An 11,756-nucleotide genomic window follows, 5' to 3' on the forward strand; every position below is an offset into this window, starting at 1 on the left:
GCCCCGGCCAGTTCGGGAAATCGGATGAATGAAGTTCCGGAAAACGGGGCGGAAAACGTCTGATAAGCTGGAAACACGAATGAACGAAGCCCGGAGGGTCCGCTGGAAGGCGGTCCGAAGGAAGCGTCCGTTCCTTGAGAACTCAACAGCGTGCCAAAAGTCAACGCCAGATATGTTGACATCCCCGGCCTCGGTCATTCTGATCGGGGTTGGAGATTCCTTTTGAAATAACACTAGCGAGGACGCAGTGCGCGGGATCACCCTATTCCGGTGGTTGCCGTGCCGCTCAACGCGAGTGCCGCCCGATTACGGGTAGACATTCACGGAGAGTTTGATCCTGGCTCAGGACGAACGCTGGCGGCGTGCTTAACACATGCAAGTCGAACGGTGAAGCCCTTCGGGGTGGATCAGTGGCGAACGGGTGAGTAACACGTGGGCAATCTGCCCTGCACTCTGGGACAAGCCCTGGAAACGGGGTCTAATACCGGATATGACCCGGGAGCGCATGCTCTCGGGTGGAAAGCTCCGGCGGTGCAGGATGAGCCCGCGGCCTATCAGCTTGTTGGTGGGGTAATGGCCTACCAAGGCGACGACGGGTAGCCGGCCTGAGAGGGCGACCGGCCACACTGGGACTGAGACACGGCCCAGACTCCTACGGGAGGCAGCAGTGGGGAATATTGCACAATGGGCGAAAGCCTGATGCAGCGACGCCGCGTGAGGGATGACGGCCTTCGGGTTGTAAACCTCTTTCAGCAGGGAAGAAGCGCAAGTGACGGTACCTGCAGAAGAAGCACCGGCTAACTACGTGCCAGCAGCCGCGGTAATACGTAGGGTGCGAGCGTTGTCCGGAATTATTGGGCGTAAAGAGCTCGTAGGCGGCCTGTCGCGTCGGATGTGAAAGCCCGGGGCTTAACCCCGGGTCTGCATTCGATACGGGCAGGCTAGAGTGTGGTAGGGGAGATCGGAATTCCTGGTGTAGCGGTGAAATGCGCAGATATCAGGAGGAACACCGGTGGCGAAGGCGGATCTCTGGGCCATTACTGACGCTGAGGAGCGAAAGCGTGGGGAGCGAACAGGATTAGATACCCTGGTAGTCCACGCCGTAAACGTTGGGAACTAGGTGTTGGCGACATTCCACGTCGTCGGTGCCGCAGCTAACGCATTAAGTTCCCCGCCTGGGGAGTACGGCCGCAAGGCTAAAACTCAAAGGAATTGACGGGGGCCCGCACAAGCAGCGGAGCATGTGGCTTAATTCGACGCAACGCGAAGAACCTTACCAAGGCTTGACATATATCGGAAACGGCTAGAGATAGTCGCCCCCTTGTGGTCGGTATACAGGTGGTGCATGGTTGTCGTCAGCTCGTGTCGTGAGATGTTGGGTTAAGTCCCGCAACGAGCGCAACCCTTGTTCTGTGTTGCCAGCATGCCTTTCGGGGTGATGGGGACTCACAGGAGACTGCCGGGGTCAACTCGGAGGAAGGTGGGGACGACGTCAAATCATCATGCCCCTTATGTCTTGGGCTGCACACGTGCTACAATGGTCGGTACAAAGGGCTGCGATGCCGTGAGGCGGAGCGAATCCCAAAAAGCCGGCCTCAGTTCGGATTGGGGTCTGCAACTCGACCCCATGAAGTTGGAGTTGCTAGTAATCGCAGATCAGCATGCTGCGGTGAATACGTTCCCGGGCCTTGTACACACCGCCCGTCACGTCACGAAAGTCGGTAACACCCGAAGCCGGTGGCCTAACCCGTAAGGGGAGGAGCCGTCGAAGGTGGGACCAGCGATTGGGACGAAGTCGTAACAAGGTAGCCGTACCGGAAGGTGCGGCTGGATCACCTCCTTTCTAAGGAGCAAATATGCCGGTTGCAGGCGAATGTCCTGCACGGTTGCTCATGGGTGGAACGTTGACTATTCGGCACACTTGGTTGGCATCCGTTAGTACTGCTTCGGCGTGGAAGGCGGGTTGTTGATCGGGTGTGTCGGGCACGTTGTTGGGTCCTGAGGGAACGGGTAACCGTTGTCTCAGTGGTTGCCGGCCTCACTTGAGGTGGTCTTCGGATCATTGAGGGTGTGTGACTGGTCGTTGTTTGAGAACTGCACAGTGGACGCGAGCATCTGTGGCCAAGTTTTTAAGGGCGCACGGTGGATGCCTTGGCACCAGGAACCGATGAAGGACGTGGGAGGCCACGATAGTCCCCGGGGAGCCGTCAACCAGGCTTTGATCCGGGGGTTTCCGAATGGGGAAACCCGGCAGTCGTCATGGGCTGTCACCCGCTGCTGAACACATAGGCAGTGTGGAGGGAACGCGGGGAAGTGAAACATCTCAGTACCCGCAGGAAGAGAAAACAACCGTGATTCCGGGAGTAGTGGCGAGCGAAACTGGATGAGGCTAAACCGTTTTGGTGTGAGACCCGGCAGGGGTTGCCATTGCGGGGTTGTGGGAATGAGCTTCAGTCGTCTGCCGGCGGCTGGGCGAGTCAGAAACCGTATGGGTAGTCGAAGGACATGCGAAAGGTCCGGCGTAGAGGGTAAGACCCCCGTAGACGAAATCTGTACGGCTTGCTTGCTCATCTCCCAAGTAGCACGGGGCCCGAGAAATCCCGTGTGAATCTGGCGGGACCACCCGCTAAGCCTAAATATTCCCTGGTGACCGATAGCGGATAGTACCGTGAGGGAATGGTGAAAAGTACCGCGGGAGCGGAGTGAAATAGTACCTGAAACCGTGTGCCTACAAGCCGTGGGAGCGTCGTTCATCAGCTTGCTGGTGGGCCGTGACTGCGTGCCTTTTGAAGAATGAGCCTGCGAGTTTGCGGTGTGTAGCGAGGTTAACCCGTGTGGGGTAGCCGTAGCGAAAGCGAGTCCGAATAGGGCGTCTGAGTTGCATGCCCAAGACCCGAAGCGGAGTGATCTAGCCATGGGCAGGTTGAAGCGCGGGTAAGACCGTGTGGAGGACCGAACCCACCAGGGTTGAAAACCTGGGGGATGACCTGTGGTTAGGGGTGAAAGGCCAATCAAACTCCGTGATAGCTGGTTCTCCCCGAAATGCATTTAGGTGCAGCGTCACGTGTTTCTTGCCGGAGGTAGAGCACTGGATAGGCGATGGGCCTTACCGGGTTACTGACCTTAGCCAAACTCCGAATGCCGGTAAGTGAGAGCGTGGCAGTGAGACTGTGGGGGATAAGCTCCATGGTCGAGAGGGAAACAGCCCAGAACACCGACTAAGGTCCCTAAGCGTGTGCTAAGTGGGAAAGGATGTGGAGTCGCAGAGACAACCAGGAGGTTGGCTTAGAAGCAGCCACCCTTGAAAGAGTGCGTAATAGCTCACTGGTCAAGTGATTCCGCGCCGACAATGTAGCGGGGCTCAAGCACATCACCGAAGTCGTGTCATTGCAGCATTGAGGGCCAACGCCTGCTGTGATGGGTAGGGGAGCGTCGTGTGCCGGGTGAAGCGGCGGTGGAAACCAGTCGTGGACGGTATACGAGTGAGAATGCAGGCATGAGTAGCGATACAAGAGTGGGAAACTCTTGCGCCGATTGACCAAGGGTTCCTGGGTCAAGCTGATCTGCCCAGGGTAAGTCGGGACCTAAGGCGAGGCCGACAGGCGTAGTCGATGGACAACGGGTTGATATTCCCGTACCCGCTTTGAAGCGCCAACGCTGAACCAGGTGATGCTAAGGCCGTGAAGCCGGCCCGGAGTCTTCGGACAATGGGACGTGGTGGAGCCGCCGATCCAAGTCTGCAGTAGGTGAGCGATGGGGTGACGCAGGAAGGTAGTCCAGCCCGGGCGGTGGTTGTCCCGGGGTAAGGGTGTAGGACGAACGGTAGGCAAATCCGCCGTTCACATAGTCTGAGACCTGATGCCGAGCCGATTGTGGTGAAGTGGATGATCCTATGCTGTCGAGAAAAGCCTCTAGCGAGTTTCATGGCGGCCCGTACCCCAAACCGACTCAGGTGGTCAGGTAGAGAATACCGAGGCGTTCGGGTGAACTATGGTTAAGGAACTCGGCAAAATGCCCCCGTAACTTCGGGAGAAGGGGGGCCATTCCTGGTGACGGGCCTTGCGCCTTGAGCTGGGGGTGGCCGCAGAGACCAGCGAGAAGCGACTGTTTACTAAAAACACAGGTCCGTGCGAAGCCGTAAGGCGATGTATACGGACTGACGCCTGCCCGGTGCTGGAACGTTAAGGGGACCGGTTAGCTTGGATTCGTCCGGGCGAAGCTGAGAACTTAAGCGCCAGTAAACGGCGGTGGTAACTATAACCATCCTAAGGTAGCGAAATTCCTTGTCGGGTAAGTTCCGACCTGCACGAATGGCGTAACGACTTCTCGACTGTCTCAACCATAGGCCCGGTGAAATTGCATTACGAGTAAAGATGCTCGTTTCGCGCAGCAGGACGGAAAGACCCCGGGACCTTTACTATAGCTTGATATTGGTGTTCGGTTCGGCTTGTGTAGGATAGGTGGGAGACTTTGAAGCGGCAACGCCAGTTGTTGTGGAGTCGTCGTTGAAATACCACTCTGGTCGTGCTGGATGTCTAACCTGGGTCCGTGATCCGGATCAGGGACAGTGTCTGGTGGGTAGTTTAACTGGGGCGGTTGCCTCCTAAAGGGTAACGGAGGCGCCCAAAGGTTCCCTCAGCCTGGTTGGCAATCAGGTGTTGAGTGTAAGTGCACAAGGGAGCTTGACTGTGAGACTGACGGGTCGAGCAGGTACGAAAGTAGGGACTAGTGATCCGGCGGTGGCTTGTGGAAGCGCCGTCGCTCAACGGATAAAAGGTACCCCGGGGATAACAGGCTGATCTTCCCCAAGAGTCCATATCGACGGGATGGTTTGGCACCTCGATGTCGGCTCGTCGCATCCTGGGGCTGGAGTAGGTCCCAAGGGTTGGGCTGTTCGCCCATTAAAGCGGTACGCGAGCTGGGTTTAGAACGTCGTGAGACAGTTCGGTCCCTATCCGCTGTGCGCGTAGGAGTGTTGAGAAGGGCTGTCCCTAGTACGAGAGGACCGGGACGGACGAACCTCTGGTGTGCCAGTTGTCCTGCCAAGGGCATGGCTGGTTGGCTACGTTCGGGAGGGATAACCGCTGAAAGCATCTAAGCGGGAAGCCTGCTTCGAGATGAGCACTCCCACCTCCTTGAGAGGGTAAGGCTCCCAGTAGACGACTGGGTTGATAGGCCGGATATGGAAGCCCTGTGAGGGGTGGAGTTGACCGGTACTAATAGGCCGAGGGCTTGTCCTCAGACGCTCGCGTTCACTGTGTGGTTCCCGGGTAGCGAACAGCTATCGCCGGCGAACACAAGAAACACTTATCAACTGAAAAGTGTGTTTCGCTGAATACCCGATAGGGTTTCGGTGGTCATAGCGTGAGGGAAACGCCCGGTTACATTCCGAACCCGGAAGCTAAGCCTCACAGCGCCGATGGTACTGCAGGGGGGACCCTGTGGGAGAGTAGGACGCCGCCGAACAATTATTCAAGGCCGCGGCCCCAGCGACTCGCTGGGGCCGCGGCCTTTTTGTGTTTTGCGAACGTGAAGAAGTCCGACATGACGGGACTTCCGCCCAGACGCGGAGGGTCCCGGCATGCCGGACAATGGAGAAGGTGCGCGGGCCAGGAGGCCGGCGCCGAAACCGCGTGACGGCAACGGAGTTGCACGCACGGCCCGCGCGGTGGAGCTGAAGCAGCAGAAGGAGTCACCACGATGTCGAACCAGCCCCAGGACCGTCCCGAGCGTCGATCGGACGACGGCCGAGGCTACGAGCCCCGGTCCCGTGGGGGCTGGTCCAACGACCGTGGCGGCAACCGCCGCGACGACCGCCCCTCCGGCGGCTTCCGCCGTGACGACCGCGATGACCGTCCGCGTCGTGATGACCGTCCGTCGGGTGGCTACGGCCGTGACCGCGACGACCGTGGCGGCGACCGCGGCGGCTTCCGCCGTGACGACCGCCCCTCCGGCGGCGGCTACCGCCGTGATGACCGCCCCTCGGGTGGCTTCAACCGTGACCGTGACGACCGCGGTGGTTTCCGTCGCGATGACCGCCCCTCCGGCGGTGGCTTCCGCCGCGACGACCGCCCCTCCGGTGGTTTCCGCCGCGACGACCGCGATGACCGTCCGCGTCGTGACGACCGTCCGTCGGGTGGCTACGGCCGTGACCGTGACGACCGCGGTGGTTTCCGCCGTGACGACCGTCCGGCCGGCGGCGGCTACCGCCGTGATGACCGCCCCTCGGGTGGCTTCAACCGTGACCGTGACGACCGCGGTGGTTTCCGTCGCGATGACCGCCCTTCCGGCGGTGGGTTCCGTCGTGACGACCGTCCGTCGGGTGGCTTCAACCGTGACCGTGACGACCGCGGTGGTTTCCGTCGCGATGACCGCCCTTCCGGCGGTGGGTTCCGTCGTGACGACCGTCCGTCGGGTGGCTTCAACCGTGACCGCGACGACCGTGGCGGCGACCGCGGCGGCTTCCGTCGTGACGACCGTCCGGCCGGTGGCGGTTTCCGTCGCGATGACCGTCCGGCCGGCGGTGGGTTCCGTCGTGACGACCGCCCCTCCGGTGGCTTCCGTCGTGACGACCGTGACGACCGTCCGCGTCGTGACGACCGTCCGTCGGGTGGCTTCAACCGTGACCGCGATGACCGTGGCGGCGACCGCGGCGGCTTCCGTCGTGACGACCGTCCGGCCGGTGGCGGTTTCCGTCGCGATGACCGTCCGGCCGGTGGCGGCTTCCGTCGTGACGACCGCCCCTCCGGTGGCTTCCGTCGTGACGACCGTGACGACCGTCCGCGTCGTGACGACCGTCCGTCGGGCGGCTTCAACCGCGACCGCGACGACCGTGGCGGCGACCGCGGCGGCTTCCGCCGTGACGACCGCCCCTCCGGTGGCTTCAACCGCGACCGCGGTGACCGTGGCGGCGACCGCGGTGGCTTCCGTCGGGACGACCGTGGTGGAGACCGCGGCGGCTTCCGCCGTGACGACCGCCGTGACGACCGCCGTGACGACCGCGGCCGTCGGGACTACGACGACCGCCGGGGCAACTACGAGCCCGTCAAGCGTCTGCCGATCCCGGAGGACGTCACCGGCTTCGAGCTGGACGCGGACGTGCGCCAGGAGCTCAAGAGCCTGCCCAAGACCCTCGCGGACGACGTCGCCCGCAACCTGGTGATGGTGGCCCGCCTGCTCGACAGCGAGCCGGAGGAGGCCTACCAGTACTCGCGTGTCGCCCTCCGTCTGGCCTCCCGCGTGCCCGCCGTCCGCGAGGCGGCCGGTTTCGCCTCGTACATGACCCAGCGGTTCTCCGAGGCGCTGACCGAGTTCCGCGCCGCCCGTCGGATGACCGGCCGGGCGGACCTGTGGCCGGTGATGGCCGACTGCGAGCGCGGTCTGGGCCGTCCGGAGCGGGCCCTGGCGATGGCCGGTGAGCCCGAGGTGAAGCAGCTGGACAAGGCCGGTCAGGTCGAGATGCGCCTGGTGGCGGCCGGTGCCCGCACCGACATGGAGCAGTTCGACGCCGCCGTGGTGACGCTGCAGAGCCCGGAGCTGGCCTCCAGCGCCGTGCACCCGTGGACCGCGCGTCTGCGGTACGCCTACGCCGAGGCGCTGATCGCGGCCGGCCGCGGCGACGAGGCCCGTGACTGGTTCGCCAAGGCGGCGGAGGCCGACACCGACGGCTCCACCAACGCCTCTGAGCGGCTCGCCGAGATCGACGGCGTGGAGTTCACCGACGCGCTCGACCCCGAGGCGGCCGACGAGGACGCCGACCAGTCCGAGGCGGCCAAGAAGCGCAGCGGGGACGTCGCCGACGACCGCGTGATCTTCGAGGACGAGGAGGACGTCGAGGAGTTCTACGACGAGGACGACCTCGAAATCGACGAGGACTTCGACGGCGTGGTGCCCGAGCGTGCCAAGGACGCCCAGGACTCGAAGGGTGCCGACGACGCCGAGGCCGGCGACGCCAAGAGCTGAGCGCCCGCAACAACGCCGTGAGGCCCTGCCGTTCCCCGGGAGATCCGGGAACGGCAGGGCCTCACGGCGTCCGGGCCGACGGGGGCGTCAGCCCAGCGCGAGGTTGCGCAGCACCAGCCCGGTGGCCGGCTTCGGCCCGAAGGAGGTGGACTTGCGCGGCATGGTGACCCCCTGTTCGGCCAGTCGTCGTACCACGCTCTCCCGGACCGGGTGCAGCAGGACGGCGGTGCCGCCGGAGCGGGCGGCCTCCCGTTCGGCGGCCGCGGCGGTGTGCAGGTAGCCGATGTCGTCCGGGCCGTCGGGGACGCGCCAGGTGTGGTCGAGCAGGGTGGCGTGCAGGACGGTGGCGTCCAGGTGGCGCCACTCCTCGGGCCGGTCGTGTGGCACGGTCGCGTCCAGCAGGGCCTCCTCGGGCTCGCCGAGCAGCCAGAAGACGCCGTCGCCGCCGGTCAGGACGAAGCCGTTGCCGCCCTGCCGCTTCTGCTCGGCGAGGGCCTGGAGGGCGGCGGGCAGCGGGCCGGGGACCTCCTTGACCTTCCAGTGGTCGCCCAGCTTCTCCAGCGCCTCGGCCACCGGCAGCCGGTAGAGCACCCGGTGGATGGCGCGGACCCGCAGCGGGTAGCGGGCGGTGTCCACCAGGAGCACCATGCCGCGGTCCCACGGGCTGCGCGGCAGGTGGCGGTGTTCGCGCTGGAGGCGCAGGTACATCTCCCAGCGGTGGTGGCCGTCGGCGATCAGGGCCCGGCAGGTGGCGAGGTCACGGCCGATCTCGGCGATGTCGGCCGGGTCTGCGACGGCCCACAGGCGGTGGTGGGTGCCGTCGGTGGTCGCCGTGGAGACCAGCGGCTCGCCCTCGACCGTCCGCTCGATCACGCCGGAGGCACCGCCGTTGCCGCGGTAGGTGAGCAGCAGCGGTTCGAGGTTGGCCCGGGTGGTGCGCATCAGGCCCACGCGGTCGGCGACCGGCCGCGGCATCACGTCCTCGTGCGGGAGGACGACGCCGACCTCGGGGCCGCTCACCGCGAGGGCGCCGATCAGGCCGCGCTGGAGGAGTTCGGGGGAGTCGGCGGTGGCGGGCACCCGTTGCTCGTAGACGTAGATCGCGGGATCCGGGTCCGCGGCGAGGATGCCCTCGCGCTGCCAGGCGGCCAACAGGCGGGCGGCGTGCCGGTACCGGGTGTCCCGGTCGGGGCGGTCACCGGCGTCCTCGGGCTCGGGCCTGGGCAGGATCAGCCGGACCACGTTGTGCGGGTCGGCGGTCTCCAGGTCGAGCCTGCGGCCCGGGTCGACGACGTCGTACGGCGGTGACATCACCGCGGCCAGGGCGCCGACCCGGTCGGGGACGTAGCGCAGGCCGCGGAAGGGGGACAGGGACAGGCCGGCGGTGGCGACGTGCCCGGGATCACCGGGGCCGCCCTCGGGAGTCTCGACTCCGTCTTCTGCACTGGGTGTGCTCATTCTGGGCATCGTAACCGGGTACGCGTTGTTCAGAGATCGGAATACCCGTGCCGACTCGTGGGGCGGGTGCGCTACCGAGGGCGAGGTACGGCATGGACGACGGGCAGGAACGGGTGGACGGCGGCGCACCGGCCGAGTCGGGTGGCGCGGCCGGTGCCACCGGCACGGACGGCCTGGCCGGCGGTGCCCCGGCCGGCGGGATCCCGCCGCAGAGCCGGTCCGGGGAGCCCGCCGGGGACGTGTACGACTGGTTCCGCCGGGGCGCGCAGCTCCTGGCGCAGGGGCACCCGGCGGCCGCCGAGCAGCTGCTGTCCCGGGCGCTGGCGGCCGAGCCGCACTCGCGCAGCATCCGGGAGGCGCTGGCCCGGGCGCAGTTCGACGCGGGTTCGTACGCGGCGGCGCTGGAGAACTTCCGGGCCGTGGCGCTGGCCGACCCGGCGGACGACTACGCTCAGTTCGGGTGGGGGGTCGCGGCGGCCCGGCTGGGCGACTTCGAGACCTCCGCCGAGCACCTGTCACTGGCCGTGGCGATGCGGCCGGAGACCGACCACTACCGGGCGGCGCTGCGGCAGACCCGGGCGACGCTGGCGGCCCGTGCCGGGGCGTACGGCCCGCTGCTGCCCGGGGCACCCGGGTACCTGGCGCCCCCGCCCGGTGCCGCGGACCCCGCTGGATCCGCGGACCCGACGGGGGGAGAGCCGGACGGCGCCGAGGGCGACGCCTGACCGGCGGCCCGGTGAGCCGGTGACCTGGTGAGCCGGTGCGGACCGGTGAACGACCTGACGGACGACGTGGTGCCTGACGGACGACGTACTGAACGACGACGCAGTGAACGATGACGCAGTGAATGAGGTAGCGCAGCCATGACCGAGACGGCCACCCCCGTGCGACGGACCACCCCGGGCGGCAGCGAGCGGCCGCTGACCGAGGCGTACGACACGGCGCTGCTGGATCTGGACGGCGTGGTCTACGCCGGGGCACAGGCGATCGAGCACGCGGTGGCCTCGCTGGACGCCGCCCGGACGGCCGGGATGCGGCTCGCGTACGTGACCAACAACGCCTCCCGCCCGCCGCGCGTGGTGGCCGAGCATCTGACCGAGCTGGGCGTTCCGGCCGAGCCCACCGACGTGATCAATTCGGCCCAGGCGGCCGCCCGGGTGGTCGCCGAGAAGGTGCCGCCCGGCGCGAAGGTGCTGGTGGTGGGCGGTCTCGGGCTGGAGGAGGCGCTGGCCGAGCAGGGGTTGGTCGCGGTCCGCTCGCTGGCCGACCAGCCGCTCGCGGTGGTCCAGGGCTTCGATCCCTCGGTGGGCTGGACGGACCTGGCGGAGGCCTCGTACGCGGTGCAGAGCGGGCTGCCCTGGGTGGCGTCCAACCTGGACCTGACGGTGCCGCGGGCGCGGGGCATCGCGCCGGGCAACGGCACGCTGGTCGCGGCGGTGCGGGCAGCGACCGGGGTGGAGCCGGAGGTGGCGGGCAAGCCGCTGCCGCCGATGCACCGGGAGACCGTGCTGCGCACCGGCGCGAAGCGGCCGCTGGTGGTCGGGGACCGGCTGGACACCGACATCGAGGGCGCGTTCAACGGCGGGGTGGACAGTCTGCTGGTCTTCACCGGGGTGACCACCCCGGAGCTGCTGCTGGCGGCCCCGGCCGAGCACCGGCCGACCTACCTGGCGGCCGACCTGCGCGGACTGCTCGTCCCGCACGCGGCGGTGACGGTCGAGGGCGACGGCTTCGGGTGCGGCGGCTGGGCCGCCCGGGTCGAGGGCGGCGCGCTGCACGTGACCGGGGCCGGGGACAGCTGGGACGGTCTGCGGGCGCTGTGCGCGGCGGCGTGGACGGCGCTGGACACGGACGGCGCGCCGGTGGAGGGGCGGAAGGCGCTGGCCGAGCTGGGCTTCTGACGGATCTCCGACCGGGGTCTTCGAGGGCCCGGATCTTCGAGGCCCCGGGGCCTTCGGGCAGGGCCGACGGCCGGGTTCAGAGCAGGGCGCGCAGCCGCAGCAGGTCGCGGAAGCCCGCCTCCAGCCGGACCCGGCCGCTCGCCCAGGCGGACGCGAAGTTCAGCCGGCCGCCGACCAGGGCGACCAGGTCGTCGCTGCTCATGGTGAGCCGGATCTCGGCCTTGCCTGCGGGCGCTCCCGGTGTGACGACCACGTCCTGGATCCGGCCGTCCCGCAGCTGCCCGGTGAAGGTCAGGTCGAGGTCGGTGATCCGGCAGCTGACCGAGCGGTCGAGGGCTGCGGCCTTGTGGACGTCACCGGTGGACTTCGCCATGTTCCGGCTGAGCTGCTCCAGCGCCTCGCGGCACTCCTCGGCGTTCGCCATGGGCGGTGGCT

At 66.4% G+C, this 11,756-nt stretch carries 5 protein-coding genes, 3 rRNA genes and 1 pseudogene; 7 read left to right on the plus strand and 2 right to left on the minus strand.

What is annotated here, in order from left to right:
• Positions 1-319: 319 nt before the first annotated feature.
• From BX285_RS25800 to BX285_RS25820, 5 genes and pseudogenes are all read left to right on the plus strand, one after another.
• Positions 320-1,843: ribosomal RNA gene (locus tag BX285_RS25800) — 16S ribosomal RNA — on the plus strand.
• Positions 1,844-2,119: 276 nt separating this feature from the next.
• A 23S ribosomal RNA gene (locus tag BX285_RS25805) occupies positions 2,120-5,240 on the plus strand.
• A gap of 109 nt (positions 5,241-5,349) precedes the next feature.
• Positions 5,350-5,466, plus strand: a 5S ribosomal RNA gene (gene rrf, locus BX285_RS25810).
• Together the 16S, 23S and 5S rRNA genes form the textbook arrangement of a ribosomal RNA operon.
• Positions 5,467-5,709: 243 nt before the next feature.
• A pseudogene (locus BX285_RS39540) lies at positions 5,710-6,891 on the plus strand (hypothetical protein); the annotation flags it as partial.
• Positions 6,892-7,053: 162 nt separating this feature from the next.
• Positions 7,054-7,962 carry a tetratricopeptide repeat protein gene (locus tag BX285_RS25820; RefSeq protein ID WP_183107267.1) on the plus strand — a complete coding sequence of 303 codons (909 nt, stop codon included), beginning with the start codon at positions 7,054-7,056 and terminating at the stop codon, positions 7,960-7,962.
• A gap of 87 nt (positions 7,963-8,049) precedes the next feature.
• On the opposite strand, the gene BX285_RS25825 is transcribed toward BX285_RS25820, so the two are convergent.
• Positions 8,050-9,420: a DUF1015 family protein gene (locus tag BX285_RS25825; protein ID WP_097235713.1), complete on the minus strand. Its 1,371-nt coding sequence runs from the start codon at positions 9,418-9,420 to the stop codon at positions 8,050-8,052.
• Positions 9,421-9,512: 92 nt separating this feature from the next.
• Between BX285_RS25825 and BX285_RS25830 the strand changes: the two genes are divergently transcribed.
• Complete coding sequence (locus BX285_RS25830; protein WP_121178340.1) at positions 9,513-10,145, plus strand: tetratricopeptide repeat protein; 633 nt, start codon at positions 9,513-9,515, stop codon at positions 10,143-10,145.
• Between the two features lie 138 nt (positions 10,146-10,283).
• Positions 10,284-11,321 (plus strand): HAD-IIA family hydrolase, encoded by a 1,038-nt coding sequence (locus BX285_RS25835; protein WP_097235711.1) that lies wholly within the window; start codon positions 10,284-10,286, stop codon positions 11,319-11,321.
• Between the two features lie 76 nt (positions 11,322-11,397).
• On the opposite strand, the gene BX285_RS25840 is transcribed toward BX285_RS25835, so the two are convergent.
• Complete coding sequence (locus tag BX285_RS25840) at positions 11,398-11,745, minus strand: SCP2 sterol-binding domain-containing protein (RefSeq protein ID WP_097235710.1); 348 nt, start codon at positions 11,743-11,745, stop codon at positions 11,398-11,400.
• Between the last annotated feature and the right edge of the window lie 11 nt (positions 11,746-11,756).

This window comes from Streptomyces sp. 1114.5 (assembly GCF_003635085.1).
Classification (GTDB): domain Bacteria; phylum Actinomycetota; class Actinomycetes; order Streptomycetales; family Streptomycetaceae; genus Kitasatospora.

Coding starts and splice junctions, on each gene's coding strand:
- BX285_RS25840 (WP_097235710.1), bottom strand. CDS start 11,745: ATGGCGAACGCCGAGGAGTGCCGCGAGGCGCTGGAGCAGCTCAGCCGG.
- BX285_RS25835 (WP_097235711.1), top strand. CDS start 10,284: ATGACCGAGACGGCCACCCCCGTGCGACGGACCACCCCGGGCGGCAGC.
- BX285_RS25830 (WP_121178340.1), top strand. CDS start 9,513: ATGGACGACGGGCAGGAACGGGTGGACGGCGGCGCACCGGCCGAGTCG.
- BX285_RS25825 (WP_097235713.1), bottom strand. CDS start 9,420: ATGAGCACACCCAGTGCAGAAGACGGAGTCGAGACTCCCGAGGGCGGC.